General features: G+C 70.7%; 15 protein-coding genes. 7 read left to right on the forward strand and 8 right to left on the reverse strand.

Going from position 1 to position 17,651, the window contains the following annotated elements:
- Nucleotides 1-125: 125 nt before the first annotated feature.
- Entirely contained in the window at nucleotides 126-545 is a 420-nt protein-coding gene (locus ACWDUM_RS04885; RefSeq protein ID WP_450133088.1) for a MarR family winged helix-turn-helix transcriptional regulator, read from the forward strand.
- Nucleotides 546-606: 61 nt separating this feature from the next.
- On the opposite strand, the gene purB is transcribed toward ACWDUM_RS04885, so the two are convergent.
- The 4 genes from purB to ACWDUM_RS04905 all read right to left on the reverse strand — a co-directional run bounded on the left by purB (nucleotide 607) and on the right by ACWDUM_RS04905 (nucleotide 4,951).
- The gene (purB, locus tag ACWDUM_RS04890) at nucleotides 607-2,028 is read right to left on the reverse strand and encodes an adenylosuccinate lyase (protein ID WP_450133089.1); all 1,422 of its coding nucleotides are present in this window, start codon (nucleotides 2,026-2,028) and stop codon (nucleotides 607-609) included.
- 69 nt (nucleotides 2,029-2,097) lie between these two features.
- Nucleotides 2,098-2,709 carry a TetR/AcrR family transcriptional regulator gene (locus ACWDUM_RS04895; protein ID WP_450115391.1) on the reverse strand — a complete coding sequence of 204 codons (612 nt, stop codon included), beginning with the start codon at nucleotides 2,707-2,709 and terminating at the stop codon, nucleotides 2,098-2,100.
- A 118-nt stretch (nucleotides 2,710-2,827) separates the two neighbouring features.
- Nucleotides 2,828-4,015: a pyridoxal phosphate-dependent aminotransferase gene (locus ACWDUM_RS04900; protein ID WP_450133090.1), complete on the reverse strand. Its 1,188-nt coding sequence runs from the start codon at nucleotides 4,013-4,015 to the stop codon at nucleotides 2,828-2,830.
- A gap of 9 nt (nucleotides 4,016-4,024) precedes the next feature.
- Complete coding sequence (locus ACWDUM_RS04905) at nucleotides 4,025-4,951, reverse strand: LysR family transcriptional regulator (RefSeq protein ID WP_450133091.1); 927 nt, start codon at nucleotides 4,949-4,951, stop codon at nucleotides 4,025-4,027.
- Between the two features lie 123 nt (nucleotides 4,952-5,074).
- On the opposite strand from ACWDUM_RS04905, the gene ACWDUM_RS04910 reads away from it, so the two are divergent.
- The 3 genes from ACWDUM_RS04910 to ACWDUM_RS04920 are packed head-to-tail and all read left to right on the forward strand — an operon-like array spanning nucleotide 5,075 to nucleotide 8,092.
- Nucleotides 5,075-6,448, forward strand: a complete 1,374-nt coding sequence (locus ACWDUM_RS04910) for an MFS transporter (RefSeq protein ID WP_450133092.1) — start codon at nucleotides 5,075-5,077, stop codon at nucleotides 6,446-6,448.
- A 26-nt stretch (nucleotides 6,449-6,474) separates the two neighbouring features.
- Complete coding sequence (locus ACWDUM_RS04915; RefSeq protein WP_450133331.1) at nucleotides 6,475-7,212, forward strand: 3-hydroxybutyrate dehydrogenase; 738 nt, start codon at nucleotides 6,475-6,477, stop codon at nucleotides 7,210-7,212.
- A gap of 58 nt (nucleotides 7,213-7,270) precedes the next feature.
- Nucleotides 7,271-8,092 (forward strand): alpha/beta hydrolase, encoded by an 822-nt coding sequence (locus ACWDUM_RS04920; RefSeq protein WP_450133332.1) that lies wholly within the window; start codon nucleotides 7,271-7,273, stop codon nucleotides 8,090-8,092.
- Nucleotides 8,093-8,107: 15 nt separating this feature from the next.
- Here ACWDUM_RS04920 and ACWDUM_RS04925 read toward each other — a convergent pair whose 3' ends face one another.
- Nucleotides 8,108-9,754 carry a GMC family oxidoreductase N-terminal domain-containing protein gene (locus ACWDUM_RS04925; protein WP_450115395.1) on the reverse strand — a complete coding sequence of 549 codons (1,647 nt, stop codon included), beginning with the start codon at nucleotides 9,752-9,754 and terminating at the stop codon, nucleotides 8,108-8,110.
- Between the two features lie 269 nt (nucleotides 9,755-10,023).
- Between ACWDUM_RS04925 and ACWDUM_RS04930 the strand changes: the two genes are divergently transcribed.
- Nucleotides 10,024-11,145: an alpha/beta hydrolase family protein gene (locus ACWDUM_RS04930; RefSeq protein ID WP_450133093.1), complete on the forward strand. Its 1,122-nt coding sequence runs from the start codon at nucleotides 10,024-10,026 to the stop codon at nucleotides 11,143-11,145.
- Between the two features lie 69 nt (nucleotides 11,146-11,214).
- Here ACWDUM_RS04930 and purD read toward each other — a convergent pair whose 3' ends face one another.
- Genes purD through ACWDUM_RS04945 form a run of 3 tightly spaced genes read right to left on the reverse strand, consistent with a single transcriptional unit; the run spans nucleotide 11,215 to nucleotide 15,945 of the window.
- A complete protein-coding gene (gene purD / locus ACWDUM_RS04935; protein ID WP_450115397.1) occupies nucleotides 11,215-12,465 on the reverse strand; it encodes a phosphoribosylamine--glycine ligase in 1,251 nt (416 codons plus the stop codon).
- 10 nt (nucleotides 12,466-12,475) lie between these two features.
- Nucleotides 12,476-14,698, reverse strand: coding sequence for a glycosyltransferase family 39 protein (locus ACWDUM_RS04940; protein ID WP_450133094.1), 2,223 nt, complete (start codon nucleotides 14,696-14,698; stop codon nucleotides 12,476-12,478).
- Nucleotides 14,695-15,945 (reverse strand): glycosyltransferase, encoded by a 1,251-nt coding sequence (locus ACWDUM_RS04945; protein WP_450133095.1) that lies wholly within the window; start codon nucleotides 15,943-15,945, stop codon nucleotides 14,695-14,697. Before ACWDUM_RS04945 ends, ACWDUM_RS04940 begins: the two co-directional genes overlap by 4 nt.
- 102 nt (nucleotides 15,946-16,047) lie before the next feature.
- Here ACWDUM_RS04945 and ACWDUM_RS04950 point away from each other — a divergent pair, with 102 nt between their 5' ends.
- Nucleotides 16,048-17,130 (forward strand): DNA polymerase III subunit beta family protein, encoded by a 1,083-nt coding sequence (locus ACWDUM_RS04950; protein ID WP_450133096.1) that lies wholly within the window; start codon nucleotides 16,048-16,050, stop codon nucleotides 17,128-17,130.
- Nucleotides 17,127-17,633: a hypothetical protein gene (locus tag ACWDUM_RS04955; protein WP_450133097.1), complete on the forward strand. Its 507-nt coding sequence runs from the start codon at nucleotides 17,127-17,129 to the stop codon at nucleotides 17,631-17,633. The genes ACWDUM_RS04950 and ACWDUM_RS04955 overlap by 4 nt, the downstream gene beginning before the upstream one ends.
- The last annotated feature ends 18 nt before the right edge of the window (nucleotides 17,634-17,651 follow it).

Raw genomic sequence — 17,651 nt, forward strand, 5'->3', positions numbered from 1 at the left:
CCCGGTCCGGGTCCGCCGAAGTGGGGGCTTGTCAATACAACCACCCCTCTCGAAGTGTCGGGGTAAGACATACTGAGGTTGCCTCACTATGAGGCAACCGTCAAGTGGCTGTAGGGTGAATCACCATGATCACCGACCGTCCCGACACGCTGCGGGACCTCGTGATGTCGACCGCGCGGGGCCTGCGCCGGCGCTGGGTGGCCGCTCTCGAACCGTGGCAGCTCTCCCCGCACGAGTACCGCGCGCTGCACGCGATCGGCCACGGTTCCGACCCGACACCCCGGCTCGGCGACGTCGCGAAGGCGCTGCGCATCGCGCCGCGGTCTGCGACGGAAGTCGTCGACCGGCTCCAGGACCGCGGCCTCGTCGAGCGGATCCCCGACGCACTCGACCGCCGGGCGACATGCGTGCAGCTGACCGAGGACGGGCGGCGGACCGTGCGCGACCTGCAGCAGGCCCGCGACGCCGACGCCGACGACTACTTCGCCGCACTCGACGACCACGACCGCGCCGAGCTGCGCCGCATCCTCGGCAAATTGCGCTGACGCGCCTGTGCGCGAGTTCGGTGACTCTGGCTACCGAACTCGCGCGCAGGCGGCGAAGCCGCTACAGGATCGGGGACGGCGTGTAGCCGGCCGCGTCCGGGTACTGCTCGACGAGCAGCTCCACCCGGCGCACGACCGAGGCGACCTGCGCCTCGGCGGCACCGATGAACGCCGACTTGTCGGCGAGCGCCGCGTCGAGGGCGGCGCGGTCCAGCGGCAACCGGTCGTCGGCGGCGAGCCGGTCGAGCAGGTCGGGCTCGCGGCCCTCCTCGCGCATCGCCAGCGCGACCGCGACCGCGTGCTCCTTGATGACCTCGTGCGCGGTCTCGCGGCCGACACCGGCGCGGACCGCGGCCATCAGCACCTTGGTGGTCGCGAGGAACGGCAGGTAGCGGGTGAGCTCCTTCTCGATCACCGCCGGGTAGGCGCCGAACTCGTCGAGCACGGTCAGGAAGGTCTCGATCTGCCCGTCGATCGCGAAGAACGCGTCCGGCAGCGCGACACGGCGGACGACGGAGCAGAACACGTCGCCCTCGTTCCACTGGGCGCCCGCCAGCTCGGCGGCCATCGAGGCGTAGCCGCGCAGCACGACCTGCAGGCCGTTGACGCGCTCGCAGGAGCGGGTGTTCATCTTGTGCGGCATCGCGGAGCTGCCGACCTGGCCGGGCTGGAAGCCCTCGGTCACCAGTTCGTGCCCGGCCATCAGCCGGATCGTGTGCGCGAACGACGACGGCCCGGCGCCGACCTGCACGAGCGCGGACAGCACGTCGTGGTCGAGCGACCGCGGGTACACCTGGCCGACGCTGGTCAGCACGTGCGCGAAGCCGAGATGTTCGGCGACCTTCGCCTCGAGGAACTCGAGCTTCTCGGTGTCGCCGTCGAGCAGGTCGAGCATGTCCTGCGCGGTGCCCATCGGGCCCTTGATCCCGCGCAGCGGGTACCGGTCGATCAGTTCCCGCAGCCGGGTCAGCGCGACGAGCAGCTCGTCGGCGGCGGACGCGAACCGCTTGCCGAGGGTCGTGGCCTGCGCGGCGACGTTGTGGCTGCGACCGGCCATCACCCGCGCCGAGTACTCGGCCGCCTTCTCGCCGAGCCGCGCCGCGACCGCGACGCCGTGCGCGTGGACGTGCTCCAGCGACCGCAGGACCTGCAGCTGTTCGACGTTCTCGGTGAGGTCGCGGCTGGTCATGCCCTTGTGCACGTGCTCGTGGCCGGCGAGGGCGTTGAACTCCTCGATGCGGGCCTTCACGTCGTGCCGGGTGACGCGCTCGCGGGCGGCGATGGAGTCCAGGTCGACCTTCTCGATCACCCGCTCGTAGTCGGCGAGCGCCTCGGCGGGCACCTCGATGCCGAGCTCGGCCTGCGCCCGCAGGACGGCCAGCCACAGCTGACGCTCGAGGACGATCTTGTGCTCGGGCGACCACAGCGCCTTCAGCTCCGGGCTGGCGTAGCGGGTGGCAAGGACGTTCGGGATGCGGCTCACGGACACCCAGTTTACGGCCCCGCCGCGGACTCCGAGTGCACGGCCGGGGCTGGGGGCCGCCGCGGACGATTACACCGCGACGGACGGCGCGACGATGTCGATCACCTGCGACAACATCTCGCGGGCGAGTGCCTTCGGGTCGGGGTCGCCCTCGCTCAGTGCACCGACGACGGCACCGTCGACCACGTACACGAGCCGCCGCAACCCTTCCCGGTGCACCTCGCGGCCGGAGCGGTGCAGCACCAGCACGATCAGCGCGTCGAGGTCGGATCGCAGCCTCCGCTGGACCTCCCGCAGTTCCGGATGCCGCGCGAACGCGACGAACCGTTCGTACCGGTTGACGAGTTGGGCGTGACCGCCCTTCCCCTCCTCGAACACGCCGACGAGCATGTCGACGATCAGTTCCACCGTCGCCTCGACGCCGCGGGAGCACGACGACACCTCGTCGATCCGCGCCTGCATGACATCGAGTTCGCGCGCGCCGCACCGTTCGACGGCGGCGGCCGTCAGGTCGTGCAGGGAGGCGAAGTAGTAGGTGGTCGACGCCAACGGCACCCCCGCCCGGGCCGCGACCGCGCGGTGCCGGACGGCATCGAAGCCGCCCTCGACGAGGAGGTCGGCGGCCGCGTCGACGAGCGCGAGCCGTCGACGCTCGCCCTTCGGAGTCGCCGCAGCAGTCACCGGGTCATTTTGGCAGCGGAGTCGAAAGCCGGTGCCGAAATGGCGAATTCGCGTTTGACACTTCCCGTCAGGTGAGAGCGCACAGGTCGCGGCCGGACACCGAGACGAACGCTCGGCGTCAGCCGCGCAGTGCCGCGCTGCGTTCGAGCCGGGCGAGGGCCTCGGCGACCTCGTGGGTCTCGCCGGCGAACGACATGCGCAGTGTCCGGTCGCCGTGAACGGTGTCGAAGTCGATGCCCGGCGCAACCGCAACCCCGGTCTCGCGCAACAGTTCCGCACACCACGCCGTGGAGTCGTCGGTGAGGTGGCCGATCCCGGCGTACACGTAGAAGGCGCCGTCCGCGGGGGCGAGTTCGGTGATGCCGAGCCGCGGCAGTTCGGCGAGCAGCAGGTCGCGGTTGACCGCGTACCGCCGCACGTGACCGTCCAGTTCGGCGCGCGACTCCTCGGTGAAGGCGGCGACGGCCGCATACTGCGAGATCGCCGGCGGGCACACGGTCATGTTCGACGCCAACCGCTGCAGTGGCCGCAGCATGGCGTCGGGCACCAGCGCCCAGCCGAGCCGCCAGCCGGTCATCGAGAAGTACTTCGACACCGACCCGATGACGATGGACTCGCGGGAGGTCTCCCATGCGCTCGAGACGGCCACCGGCACACCGCTCGGCTCGGTCGACGTCCCGAACTCGATGCCGTGGTAGATCTCGTCGGAGATCAGCAGGGTGCCGTGGTCCTCGCACCAGCGGGCGAGGGCAGCGAGTTCGACGGGGTCGATGACGGTGCCGGTCGGGTTGGCCGGGCTGGCGACGATCAGGCCCGCGGGCGGTGCGTCGAGCGCGTCGAGCATCGCGACGGTCGGCTGGTAGCGGGTCTGCGGTCCGCAGTCGAGTTCGACGACGCGGCAGCCGAGCGCGGCGAGGGTGTTGCGGTACGCGGGATAGCCGGGGCGGGCCACGACGACGGTGTCGCCGGCGTCGAACGCGGCGAGGAACAGCAGGGTGAACGCACCGGAGGACCCGGTGGTGACGACGACGTTCTCCGGGTCGACGTCGATTCCCGACTCGCGCGAGTGGTAGCCGGCGATCGCCTCCCGCAACGCCGCGATTCCGAGGGTTTCGGTGTAGCCGAGCACCTGGGTGTCGATCGCCTCCCTGGCCGCCCGCAGCACGGGCGCAGGCGCCGGCGTCGAAGGCTGTCCGGCGGCGAGGGTCAGGACGTCGCCGTGGGTGCGGGCACGTTCGGTCGCCGCCTTCCACACGTCCATGACGTGGAAGGTGGGGACCTGGGACCGCTGGGATTCTGCACGCACACCTCGACGCTAGCGCGGCGGCGGCGTGGACGGACCCACTCCCCCCAGGAGGGCGCCCCGCTGCGCGTCGACGGTCTCCCGGAGCGCCCCGATCACCGCGGCGACCTCGGGACGACGCAGACCCTCGGGTCGGGTCACGAGCCAGTAGGCGAGCCGCGCCTCCACCTTCGTCGGCAGCACGCGCACCAGGTCGTCGTGGCGATCGGCCATGAAGCAGGGCAGCAGTCCGATGCCCGCAGCGGCGCGGGTCGCCTCGACATGCACGAAGACGTTGGTGGACGTCACCGATTCCCGCATCGAGACGGTCAGCCGTCGCGCCAGGTCGAGTTCGTCGACCTGCAGCATGGAGTCGACGAAGTAGACGAGGGAGTGGTCGGCCAGTTCGGCGACCGTCCGTGGCGCGCCGTGCTGCGCGAGGTACGCCCGCGACCCGTACAGGCCCAGGGTGTAGTCCGCCAGCCACATCGCTTCGGCACGGTGGACCTGGGGCTTGCCGACGACGACCTCGATGTCGAGACCGGACCGCTGCTGCGACGCCCGTCGGGTGACCGCGACGATCTCGACGGACACACCGGAGTGTCGTCGGCGCAGTAGCGACCCGGCCGGCGCCGCGATGTAGGCGCTGAACCCGTCGGTGGCCGAGAGTCGTACGACGCCCTTGAGGTGGTTGTCGCCGGCCGGGTCGGCGACGAGTCCGTGCACGGCCGCTTCGACCCGTTCGGCGGCGGCGAGCGCCTGCCTGCCCAGATCCGTGAGCTCCCACCCGCCCGCGGCCTTGGCGAGCACCCGGCCCCCGAGGCTCCGCTCGAGGGAGGCGATCCGCCGGGAGATGGTCGTGTGGTTGACGCCGAGGTCGTCGGCCGCCGCGTTGAAACGACCGGTCCTCGCGACCGCCAGCAGTACCAGCAGGTCGTCTGCGCTGGGTCCGGGCGCCATGACTGCATATTCGCACATCGTGCGTGCAGCTTGCGTCATTGTGAGCGCAGAAATATGCACCGATACTCGGCAGCAACAAGAAACTGTGGCACCGGTCACATAATCTGAGACGAGGAGTTACGCATGACTGTCGGCGAGTCGACGCGGGTGCAGGACAACCCACCTTCGGGTTTGAAGAAGGTGGTCGGCGCCTCGATGGCGGGCACCGTCGTCGAGTGGTACGAGTTCTTCCTGTACGGCACCGCGGCCACCCTCGTGTTCAGCAAGGTGTTCTTTCCCGCCGGCGGCAACGAACTCGACGCCGTCATCGCGGCCTTCGTGACCTACGCCGTCGGCTTCGTCGCCCGACCGCTCGGCGGCATCGTGTTCGGTCACTTCGGCGACAAGTTCGGCCGCAAGCAACTCCTGCAGTTCAGCCTCCTCCTCGTCGGCGTCGCGACCTTCCTGATGGGCTGCCTTCCCACATTCGGACAGATCGGCTACTGGGCTCCGGCGCTGTTGGTGACGTTGCGGTTCGTCCAGGGCTTCGCGGTCGGCGGCGAATGGGGTGGGGCCGTGCTGCTCGTCGCCGAGCACAGCCCGAACCGCTCGCGCGGATTCTGGGCGTCGTGGCCGCAGGCCGGTGTGCCGGCGGGCAACCTGGTCGCGACCGTCGTCCTGCTGATCCTCACGACGACGCTGACCGATGCCGCCTTCCTGAGCTGGGGCTGGCGCGTGGCGTTCTGGTTGTCCGCCGTGATCGTCCTCGTCGGCTACTACATCCGCACCAAGGTGACCGACGCGCCGATCTTCGTCCGGGCCCAGAAGGAGGCCGAGGAGATCAAGGCCACCTCGTTCAGCGTGGTCGAGGTGCTCAGGCGTTACCCTCGTGGCGTCCTGACCGCGATGGGGCTCCGCTTCGGCGAGAACGTCATGTACTACCTGGTCGTCACCTTCTCGATCACCTACCTGAAGGTGGTGGTGAAGACCGACACCGCGCAGATCCTGTGGTGGATGCTGATCGCGCACGCCGTCCACTTCGCGGTGATCCCGTTGGTGGGCCGCCTGTCCGACACCATCGGCCGCCGGCCGGTCTACATGATCGGCGCGGTCACGGCGGGCACCTGGGGCTTCTTCGCGTTCCCGATGATGAACAGCGGCCACAGCGTCGTCATCCTCGGCGCGATCATCATCGGCCTCGTGTTCCACGCATTCATGTACGCGGGGCAGCCGGCGATCATGGCGGAGATGTTCCCGACGCGCATGCGGTACTCGGGTGTCTCGCTCGGCTATCAGGTGACGTCCATCGTGGCCGGCTCGCTGGCCCCGATCATCGCGACCGGCCTCCTCAGCCGCTACGACTCCGCGTGGCCGATCGCGATCTACCTGGCAGCGTCCTGCCTGATCACTGTGGTCGCGGTGCTCGTGGCCCGGGAGACCAAGGGCATCTCGCTCGAGTCGGTCGACGCCGCGGACGCCCGGATCCTCGCGGGCGAGAAGGCCGGTGTCCCCGCGTGATCGAGCACACCCGACCGGAACAGACCCTGGCAGGCAGGCGGGCACTGGTCACCGGCGGCGCCAGCGGCATCGGGGCGGCGTCCGCCCGCGCCCTCGCCGCCCGCGGAGCGCACGTCACCGTCGCCGATCTCGACGACGTGGCCGCCGAGTCCCTGGCCGAGGAGATCGACGGCTCCGCCTGGCGCGTCGACCTCCTCGACACCGGGGCGCTCGAGAACCTGGTGCTGGAGACCGACATCCTCGTCAACAACGCCGGCATCCAGACGGTCAGCGCGATCGAGGATTTCCTCCCGGCCGACTTCCGGCGGATCCAGACCCTCATGGTCGAGGCGCCGTTCCTGTTGATCCGCGCGGCGCTACCGCACATGTACGCGAACGGATTCGGCCGGGTCGTCAATGTGTCCTCGGTTCACGGGCTGCGCGCGTCGGCCTACAAGTCCGCGTACGTCACCGCGAAGCACGGACTCGAAGGACTGTCGAAGGTGACGGCCCTCGAGGGCGGTCCGCACGGCGTCACGAGCAACTGCGTGAATCCCGGGTACGTCTCGACACCGTTGGTGCAGAAGCAGATCGCCGATCAGGCACAGGTGCACGGCATCAGCGAGTCGGAGGTTGTCGAGAAGGTCATGCTCACCGAGAGCGCGATCAAGCGCCTGGTCGAGCCCGCGGAGGTGGCCGATCTCGTCACCTGGCTGGCCGCCCCCGGCGCCGCGATGGTCACCGGTGCGTCCTACACCATGGACGGTGGTTGGACGGCACGGTGAGGCCGCCGATCGGCGCCGACCGGCACACACTGGAGTGGTGGTGCCGTCGGCGTCGATCCTGCTGCGTGTCCTGGTGACCGTGCTCGCCCTGCTGTGCGTCCTCGCGCTCGTCGCCTGGTGGTTCCAACGCCGGCTGATCTACTTCCCCGACAACTCCCCCGTGCCGCCCGCATCGAGCGTGTTGCCCGGCGCCGAGGACGTCCGGTTGACGACGGCCGACGGCCTCGAACTGGGCGGGTGGTACGTCCCTCCGACCGCGGCGCCCGGTCGCGACCTCACCGTGCTCGTCACCAACGGCAACGGCGGCAACCGCGCGGGTCGGGCCTCCCTCGCGGCCGCGCTCGCCCGCGACGGGTTCGCGGTGCTGCTCTTCGACTACCGCGGGTACGGCGGCAACCCGGGGACGCCGACGTCCACGGGACTCGGACTCGACGCCCGGGCCGCACACCGGTTCCTGACACGGGACAAGGGCATACGACCGTCGCGGCTGTTGTATTTCGGCGAGAGCCTGGGCACCGCGGTGGCGGCGGACCTGGCGCTCGAGCATCCGCCGGCTGGACTGCTGCTCCGGTCGCCGTTCACCGACCTGGAGTCCCTCGCGCGCCGCATGTTCTTCGGGTTGCCCGTCGGGTTCCTGCTGCGGGACCGGTTCGCGGTCGCGGACGCGGTGTCGCGGGTCGACGTCCCGACGACCGTCGTGTACGGCACCGCGGACGACATCGTGCCACCCGAGCAGAGCAGGGCCGTGGCGGCGGCCGCCCGTGGACCGGTCGACGTGGTCGCGCTGGACGGCGCCGGCCACAACGACGCCGTCATGTTCGGCGACGTCGTGGCCGGCGCGGTGGCCGCGCTGGCCGACCGGATCGACCCTCAGGAGTAGCGGGGCCCGTGTGCGCTACATGTCACTCGCGATGATGTTCTCGATGTTCCGCTCGGCGAGCGCGGTGATCGTCACGAACGGGTTCACGCCGGTGTTGCCGGGGACCAGCGCCCCGTCCATCACGTACAGCCCGGAGTAGCCGTTGAGCCGTCCGTGGTTGTCGGTGGCCTTGTTCAGCACGGCGCCGCCGAGCGGGTGGTACGTGAAGTGGTCGCCCCACGTCTTGGTGACACCGAACAGGTCGGTCCGGTAGATCGTCCCTTCCTTCTTGTTGATCTTGTCGAAGACCGCCTTGGTCATGTCGATGCCCTTCTGGTTCTGCGCCGCAGTCCAGGTGAGGTCGACCTTGCCGGTGCCCGAGTTGAACTGGAACCGAGCGCGTTCCGGGTTCTTCGTGATCGCCAGGTAGAGGCTGACGTAGGTCTCGAGGCCCGCCGGAAGCGGGGCGATCTCGGCGAAGATCGGCGCCGCCGCGTCCGACCAGTTGTCGATGCCCATGGTGGGGATGGTGGCCTGCTTGCTGCCGGTGGCGTCCCACATGTGGTTCGCGCGGCCGACCATGATGTTGCCGTTGTTGCCCCAGCCCTCGCCGACCTCCGACGACAGGTTGGGCAGGTGCCCCTGCGCCTTCATCGAGACGAGCAGCTTGCTGGTGCCGACGCTGCCTGCGGCGAAGAAGACCTTGTCGGCGGTCACCGTCTTGGTTGCGACGACGTTGCCCTGCTCGTCGATCTGCTCCATCGTGACGTCGTATCCGGCGCCCGACGCGGGAGCGACCTTGGTGACGCGGTGCAGGCTGGAGATGGTGACCTTGCCGGTCGCCGCGGCCTGTGCGAGATAGGTCTTGTCGAGGGACTTCTTGCCTGCGTTGTTGCCGTAGATGACCTCGCCGCCGAGGGCCGAGGCGGCGGCCTGGCCGGCGGCCTCCTTCTTCATGTAGTCGAAGTCGTACACGTTCGGAACGAAAGCCGTTGCGAAGCCGGACCGCTCGGCGGTCTTGCGGCCGGTCCGGGCGAACCCGTACCACGGGGTCGACTCGAACCACGACTGATCGATGTTGTTCACACCCAGCGTCGAGTTCGCGCGCGGGAAGAAGGTGTTGTACATCTCGTTCGCGTCGACCGAGGGCAGGATCTCCTCGAACCAGGACCGCTTCGGGGTGACGGCCATACCGCCGTTGACGAGGGAGCCGCCGCCGACACCGCGACCCTGGTAGACCTTGATGCCCCCGAACTTCTCGGAGTCGAGCACGCCGACGTATTTGTCGATGCTCTTGTTGATGCCGAAGCCCATGAAGTTGCTGACCGGCTGATCCGTCGTGGTGGACAGCCACGTGGAGCGCTTGTCGGGGCTGAGCATGCCGGAGAAGATCTTGCCGTCGGAACCGGGGGTGGTCCACTCCCGGCCCATCTCGACGATGTGCGCGTCGATGCCGGCCTGGGCCAGGCGCAGGGCGGTGACCGAGCCACCGTAGCCACTGCCGATGATCAGGGCGGGCACCCGGTCGCCGGTGTTCAGCGCGCGTCGCGGCGCGGCGGCGGCGGACACCCACGACGAGGACAGTGCTGCGGCACCGACCGCGAAACCCGATGCCGCCAGGAACCTTCGACGGTTCAGCCGGGCGGAGGTGATGGCATTGCGGGACGTCCGGAACTCGCTCAACGAAGCCTCTTTCGGTCACAATCGAATATGGACTGACCCGTTATACAGTCGAGTTCTCGGCCGAACCTCCATTACCGGCAGGTAATTTGTGCACTTGGTAAGAATCATCCGAACCCATCGAAATTCCCTGCGAGACAGGCAGGTTCGACGGTAACCTCCTTGCCCGCATCGCGTTCGAGGCATGAATCTCGGGAAACGACGCACCCCACGGCCGGGAGCGGCGTCACTAAGGTCGGGCAACGAGTACCGTCCCCGACCGAAAGGCCACCATGCCCAGAGCCACCCGACGCACCGCGGCCGCGGTCGCCGCCGCACTCGCGACCACGTTCGGCGCCGCCACCGGCGCCGGGCCCGCCGCGGCCGACGCGGCAGGCATCGTTGCCGAGAGCGCTCCGGCCGGTCCTGCGTCGGAAGTGCCGGGCGCGGCCGAGGCCCGCACCTTCACGTACCGGACCGCGGGGGCGGGCGGCCTGTCCGGAGGCATGGTGTTCGAACCCGAAGGCACCCCGCCGCAGGGCGGTTGGCCGATCGTCGCATGGGCGCACGGCACCGTCGGGATGGCCGACGGGGACGCGCCGTCGCGCAACGGGGTGAACTACCCCATCTATCGCACGCTGTTCGGGGACTGGCTCGACCGCGGATTCCTGGTGGTGGCGACCGACTACGCGGGTCTCGGAACCCCCGGCCTGCACCCGTACCTGGACGCCGACGTGGCTGCACGCAACGTCGTCGACTCGGTGCGAGCCGCCCGGGAGCTGTACCCGGCGGCGTCGTCGCGGTGGGCCGTCGCGGGCCAGTCGCAGGGCGGGCATGCGGCCCTCGCGACCGCAACGCGCGCCGAATCCCTGGCTCCCGAACTGGATTTCCGCGGCACCTTCGCCAGCGGGGCGCCGACCAACCTGGACCGCCTGGCCGCCCTCGCCGGACCCGACTTCCCGAACCTGCGGCTCGACGGACTGACCCTGTACCTGGCGTACATCGCTGCCGGACTGCGCGAATCCCGGCCCGACCTCGACCTGAACCAGTACCTGACGCCACTCGGCCGGGACCTGGTCGACGCCGCCGACATCACCCCCCTCGAGGAGTTCAAACCCCGCGCGAACGCGATGTCGGTCGGCAGCATGTTCGCGCGGTCACTGGCCGGCACGCCCGTGCCCCAGGCGCTGACCGACTACCTCGGGGTTGGCGTCACCGGATTCGACCGGCCGGTGATGCTCGTGCAGGGGCTCAGCGATCAGGTGGTGCCGCCGCCGCTGACGCTGTGGTTCGCGGCCGAGCTGGCGCTCACCGGCGAGCAGTTCGACCTCGAGCTACCGTCCGGCGGGCACATTCTGGGCCTCGAACAGTCGATCCCCCAGGCCGGCGCGTTCCTCGAACGCATCCTCCGCTGAGGCGGCTCCGCCGCCCCTTAGTCCTTCCGGCCCGCCTGGGGACCGGAAGGACTCACGGGCGCGGAGCGCCTAGATGCTGATGCGACCCTCGACCGCGGCGAGGCCGATGTCGGTGCGGAAGTGCCCGCCGGGCAGCTTGATCGCGTCGAGCCTGGCGTAGGCGTCGGCGCGGGCGCCCTCGAGGTCCGCGCCGGTTCCGACGACGCTGAGCACCCGGCCGCCGGCCGACACGACCGCACCGTCCGCGACCTTGGTCCCGGCGTGCAGGACACCTTCGCCCTCGGCGCCGACGATCTTGTCACCGGTGCGCGGGGTGCCCGGGTAGTTCTCGGCGGCCAGCACGACGGTGACGGCGGCGCCGTCCCGCCAGCGCAGCGGCGGCAGCGACGCGAGAGTGCCGGTCGCGGTCGCGTTCAGCGCCTCGCCGAGCGGCGACTCGAGCAGCGCCAGCACGGCCTGCGTCTCGGGATCACCGAAGCGGCAGTTGAACTCGACGACGGCCGGGCCCTCCTTGCCGATGGCCAGGCCGGCGTACAGCAGGCCGGAGAAACCGCTGCCCCGTGCGACCAGTTCGGCCGCGACCGGCTTGACGACATCCTCGACGATCGCGGTGACGGTCTCGGCGGGCAGCCACGGCAGCGGGGTGTAGGCACCCATGCCGCCGGTGTTCGGGCCGGTGTCGCCGTCGCCGACGCGCTTGTGGTCCTGCGCGGGCAGCAGTGGCACCACGGTCTCGCCGTCGACGAGGCAGAACAGGGACACCTCGGGGCCGTCGAGGAACGACTCGAGCAGCACCGGGTGCCCGTGCTCGAGGATGTCGGCGGCATGAGCGCGGGCGGCGGCCCGGTCCGTGGTGACGACGACGCCCTTGCCCGCGGCGAGCCCGTCGTCCTTGACGACCCAGTTCGGGCCGAACCGGTCGAGTGCCTCGTCCAGCGTGGCCGGGTTGTCGACGACCTCGCTGTGCGCGGTCTTCACCCCGGCGGTGGCCATGACGTCCTTGGCGAACGCCTTGGAGCCTTCGATCCGGGCTGCGTCGGCGGACGGCCCGAAGCAGGCGATGCCCGCCGCCCGCACGGCGTCGGCGACACCGGCGACCAGCGGCACCTCCGGTCCGATCACCACCAGATCGGCCTCGACCTGCCTGGCGAGGGCGACGACGGCCTCACCGGAGGCCGCGTCGACCGGGTGCTGCTCGGCGATCTTCGCAGTGCCGGCGTTGCCGGGAGCCGCGAAGAGCGCCGTCACGCCCGGGTCACGGGACAGGGCGAGCAGAAGGGCATGTTCACGGGCTCCGGAGCCGATAACGAGTACGCGCACGGACCTCAGACTACGTTCCGGTCTGCCCGGTCGGCGCGGTCAGGTCGTACAGCGTGACCCCGTCGACGGTGCTGGAGGTGAAGTTCTGCGTCACCCATTGCGTGATTTCCGACGCCGTACCGCTGCCGCCCATGCCGCCGCCCATGCCGCCGCCGGCGATGAAGTAGTGGACCTTCCCCTCGTCGACGTACTGCTGGAACTGCTGCAGGGTCGGTGACGGGTCACTGCCGTTGAACCCGCCGATCGGCATCACCGGCCGCTGAGTGGCCAGCTGGTAGCCCGATGCGCTGTTGGAGCCGATCGCGGCGGCGACCCAGGTGTAGCGGTCGGCGCCGTCGGTCAGCAGCGCGGTCAGTTCGTCGCTCGGCCGGCTGCCGTTGAGAAGCCCACCGGCCGCGCCGCCACCCATGCCGCCGGGCATCTCTCCCGTCGGCAGGCCGCCGGGCGCCTGCGCGAAGCCGTCCTGGCCGCCGCCGGGCGCCTGCCCCATACCGCCAGGCATCCGCCCCATACCGCCGGGCGCCTGCCCCATGCCGCCAGGCATCTGCCCCATACCGCCGGGCGCCTGGCCCATCGCACCGGGCATCTGCCCGCCCATCCGCTGTCCGGCGGCGCGACCGTCTGCACCGCCCGGACCGCCACGGCCACCGAAGCCCATGCCCCCGGTGTTCGGGCCGGCGGAGACGATCGAGCCCGTGTGCGGGGTCGCGATGGTGTGGACGGCGTACGCGGTGGGCCCGGCCAGTCCCGCGAGCAGGGCGGCGACCGCGACTCCGGCGGCGAGTCGGCCGGTCAGCCGGGGCAGCAGCAACCCGGCTGCGGCGACCACACCGACGACGAGCACCACCCAGCGCAGCCAGGGCACGAAGGTTGCGCTGCGGCCGAGCAGCTCCCACGACCACACTGCGGTGACGAGCATCGTGACGGCGGAGGTCACGCGCACCCACAACAGGTCGCGGTGGCGCCAGGCGGTGACCGCGCCGGCACCGACGAGCGCGCCGATCATCGGCGCCAGCGCCACGGTGTAGTAGGCGTGGAAGATGCCGGCCATGAAGCTGAACACCAGTCCCGTGGTCAGCAGCCAGGACCCGAACAGCACGAACGTGGCGCGTTTGCTGTCCGTGCGGGCGAGCCTGCCCCGCAACACGATTCCGAGGACGCCCAGGATCAGCGCGGCCGGGATCAGCCACGCGATCTGCCCGCCCTGAGCGGAGTCGAACATGCGGGTGATGCCGGTGCTCCCCCACATGCCGCCACCGCCTCCGCCGGGGCCTCCGGGCGGCATCCCGCCGGGCACCGCACCCGCCGCCGTCTCGGCCACCGTGCCGCCCTGGCCGGCGCCCAGCCCCTGGACGGCACCGCCGTCGCGGCCGGGGGTGACGCTGCCGCGCTCGTTGCCGTTGAGGCGGCCGAGTCCGTTGTAGCCGAGGGTCAGTTCGAGGATCGAGTTCTCCTGCGAGCCACCGATCCACGGCCGCGAGTCGGCGGGCCACAGTTCGACGGTGAGCAGCCACCAGCCGGCGGAGACCACCATCGCGGCCAGCGCCGCGAACAGCTGCGCGATCCGCTTGCCGAGCTTCGGCGGGCCGAACAGCAGATAGGTCAGCGCCAGCGGGGGCACCACCAGCATCACCTGCAGTTGCTTGGTCAGGAAACCGAACCCGACGAAGACGCCGGTGAGCACGAGCCAGCGGGTGCGTCCGTCCTCGATCGCGCGCAGCAGGGCCCACGCGGCGGCGAGCGTCAGCAGCACGAGAAGCGCGTCGGGGTTGTTGAACCGGAACATCAGCGCGGCGACGGGAGTCACCGCGAGCACCAGCCCGGCGAGCAGGCCCGCACCCGCGCCGAAGCGGCGGCGGACGATCGCCCAGAGCAGCGCGACCGACGCGACACCCATCAGCACCTGCGGCACCAGGATCGACCACGAGTTCAGGCCGAACGCCCGCACCGACAGTTCCATGATCCACAGGGACGCGGGCGGCTTGTCGACGGTGATGGAGTTCGCGGCGTCCGACGAGCCGAAGAAGAACGCCTTCCACGACACCGAACCCGCCTGCACGGCCGCGGAGTAGAAGGAGTTGGCCCAGCCGGAGGCACCGAGGTTCCACAGGTAGGCGACGGCGGTGCCGATCAGCAGGGCCGCGAGCGCCCACGGCTCCCAGCGCGACCGGGGTCGCGGTGCGGGGGCGTCGGGGACCACCGGTTCGTGGTCGAGTACGGAGGTTGTGGTCACTGGTCGACTCCCTGGGGCTGACTGCGGAACGGGGTGGGGTGCCGGAACACCCACCGGAGGGCAACGAAACGAGACACGGTGGCAACGAGATTCGCGACCACGAGGACCGCGAGCTCCACGTGTCGGGACGCGCCGGGCGCCCAGTGGTGCAGGACGAACAGGGAGCCGCTGGTGAGCAGCAGTCCGAACGCGAACACGGCGAGACCCTGCAATTGATGGCGGGCCGCGCCTTCGGATCCGCGGATACCGAACGTGAACGCGCGATTGGCCGCGGTGTTGAGGACGGCGGTGATCAGCAGCGCCGTGAAGTTCGCGGCCTGCGCGCCGAGCGCCGAGTGCAGCATCAGGTACAGCACCATGTACGCGAGTGTCGACCCGATGCCGACGACGCCGAACCGCACCAGCTGCCCGACCATCCCGTGCGGGACCCCCGCGACGAGGGGCTCGCGGCCGAGGCTGGTGCGCAGGGCGGCCACGGGCAGTTTGCCGGTGGCCAGCGCCCGCCCGACCCGGACCACACCCTTGAGATCGGCGACGGCGGTCGCGACGATGTCGACGGTGCTGTCGGGGTCGTCCACCCAGTCGACGGGAACCTCGTGGATCCGCAGCCCGACGCGTTCGGCGAGGACCAGCAGTTCGGTGTCGAAGAACCAGCCGGTGTCCTCCACGAGCGGCAGCAGCTGGCGCGCGACATCGGTGCGCATCGCCTTGAAACCGCACTGGGCGTCGGAGAACTTGGCGCGCAACGCGCCACGGAGGATCAGGTTGTAGCAGCGGGAGATCACCTCCCGCTTCGGTCCGCGCACCACCCGCGACGAGCGCGAGAGCCGGGAGCCGATCGCGAGATCGGAGTGCCCCGACACCAGCGGCGCCACCAGCGGCAGCAGCGCGTTGAGGTCGGTCGACAGGTCGACATCCATGTAGGCGACGACCTGCGCGTCGGACGCGCTCCACACAGTCCGCAGGGCGCGGCCGCGGCCCTTCTCGTCGAGGTGCACCACCCGCACGTTGTCGAATTCGGCGGCGAGCCGGTTCGCGACGGCGAGGGTGGTGTCGGTGCTCGCGTTGTCCGCGACCGTGATCCGGCTCGGGTAGGGCATCGCGTCGGCCAGGTGCCGGTGCAGCCCACGAACACAGCGGTCGAGGTCGCGTTCCTCGTTGTAGACCGGGACGACCACGTCGAGCGTCACCGTGCCTGCGGCCGGCATCGGCAGCTGCGGGTCGCGGCGAACGAGAGACTTCGTCATGGCAGCAACGGTGACGGCCGAACCTGCGCCCTCGCTGGACCGTGACTGGCAGTTTCCTGTGCGCCTTGACCTTCGGGTTACCTGAAGCCCGATGATGACCGGGTGTCACATGCCGAACTGATCACCATCGGGGTCTTCGCCCGGTCGAGCGGGCTGACCCCGAGCGCGCTGCGCTTCTACGCGGATTCGGGTCTGTTGCAGCCCGCCGAGGTCGATGCGGCGTCGGGCTACCGCTACTACACCCGCGACCAACTCGACCGTGCCGTGACGATCCGCCGGCTGCGCGAGATCGACATGCCGCTCGAGAAGATCGTGGAGGTCCTCGATGCCGGCCCCGAGGAGGCCGCCGTCCTGATCGACCGACACGTGGACGCCCTCGCCGAGCAGGTGCATCGGGCCCGGCGGACGGCCGCCGAGGTGCGCGGGGGTCTCGGCCGCACCGGCGGGCCGCTGCCGGTGGCGACGGTGCCCGGCCCGGTCCTCGCGACGGCCGTCGAGCAGGTCCTCGCGGCCACCGCACACGAGCCGGACCATCCGGTGCTGGGCGGAGTCCGGCTCGAGGCATCCGCCGCGTGCCTGGTGCTGACCGCGACCGACCGCTACCGGCTCTCGACGCGGACGGTGGCGCTCGATCCGCCCTGCCGGATGGACTGGGCGGGCACCCTCGACGGCGACGACCTGCGCCTGGCCCTGCCGTGGACGCGGCGCCGGACCGTCGTGGAGTTGGCCGCCGACCGCCACGGCCTGCACCTGCGCGCCGACGGCGACACCCGGCACTGCCGCCTGCTGGCCGACCCCTTCCCCGACCACCGCGCGATGCTCGACGCGCTCGCCCCGGTCGTCACGCGGGCAGTCGTGCCCCGGAACGTGCTGGTGCACGCCCTCGAACGGCAACGCGGCCGTCGTGTGCTGCTGCGGGTGTCGGGATCGGCGGTGGCGGTGTCGACACCCGACGCCGCCGGGAGCCCGGTCGTCGTCGCCGCCGGTGTCCACGGACCCGACGCGGAGATCACCTTCGAGATCACCACGCTTCATCCGGCGGTCACGACCGCGGTCGGACCCGACCTGATGCTCGACATCGCGGCAGCCGACCAGCCCGTCCTCGTCCGCTCGGCCGACGACGGGGATCTGACCACCGTGGCGATGCCCGTCCGCCCGACCCCCGACGAAGGAGACGACACATGAGCGCACCGAATCCGACCGACAGCACCATGGATGCGATCGCCGCGGCGACGACCGTCGGCCGGGGCGGCGATCCCGACACCGCCCGCACCCAACTGCTGGCGCTGTGGGAGCGGATCACCCCGACCGGGGACCCGCTGCACCGCTGCACGCTGGCCCACTACCTCGCCGATCTGTACCCGGACCCGGCACAGGCCCTGATCTGGGACGTCCGGGCACTCGATGCGGCGGCGGCGCTCACCGACGAGCGCACGCAGCGCCACCATCCGGGACTGCGGGTGGCCGGCTTCTACCCGTCGCTGCACCTGAACATCGCGGACAATCTCCGCAGGCTCGGATCGTTCGACGCGGCCCGCGAGCACGTCGACGCCGGACGCGGGAGCGTGCACGCGCTCGCCGACGACGAGTACGGCGCCGTGTTGCGCCGCGCGCTCGACGAGGTCGAGGACGCGGTGAGGCAGCGGTCGACGACCCCGCGCCCGAGTGCGCCCGGCCGGGCGGGCTGACGGCACGGGACTGCCACC

It is taken from the genome of Rhodococcus sp. NPDC003322 (assembly GCF_053589555.1).

What these genes read in the sequence shown, in the direction of transcription:
- ACWDUM_RS04910 (WP_450133092.1), top strand. Translation starts at nt 5,075, where the DNA reads ATGACTGTCGGCGAGTCGACGCGGGTGCAGGACAACCCACCTTCGGGT.
- ACWDUM_RS04945 (WP_450133095.1), bottom strand. Translation starts at nt 15,945, where the DNA reads ATGACGAAGTCTCTCGTTCGCCGCGACCCGCAGCTGCCGATGCCGGCC.
- ACWDUM_RS04905 (WP_450133091.1), bottom strand. Translation starts at nt 4,951, where the DNA reads ATGGCGCCCGGACCCAGCGCAGACGACCTGCTGGTACTGCTGGCGGTC.
- ACWDUM_RS04930 (WP_450133093.1), top strand. Translation starts at nt 10,024, where the DNA reads ATGCCCAGAGCCACCCGACGCACCGCGGCCGCGGTCGCCGCCGCACTC.
- ACWDUM_RS04955 (WP_450133097.1), top strand. Translation starts at nt 17,127, where the DNA reads ATGAGCGCACCGAATCCGACCGACAGCACCATGGATGCGATCGCCGCG.
- ACWDUM_RS04885 (WP_450133088.1), top strand. Translation starts at nt 126, where the DNA reads ATGATCACCGACCGTCCCGACACGCTGCGGGACCTCGTGATGTCGACC.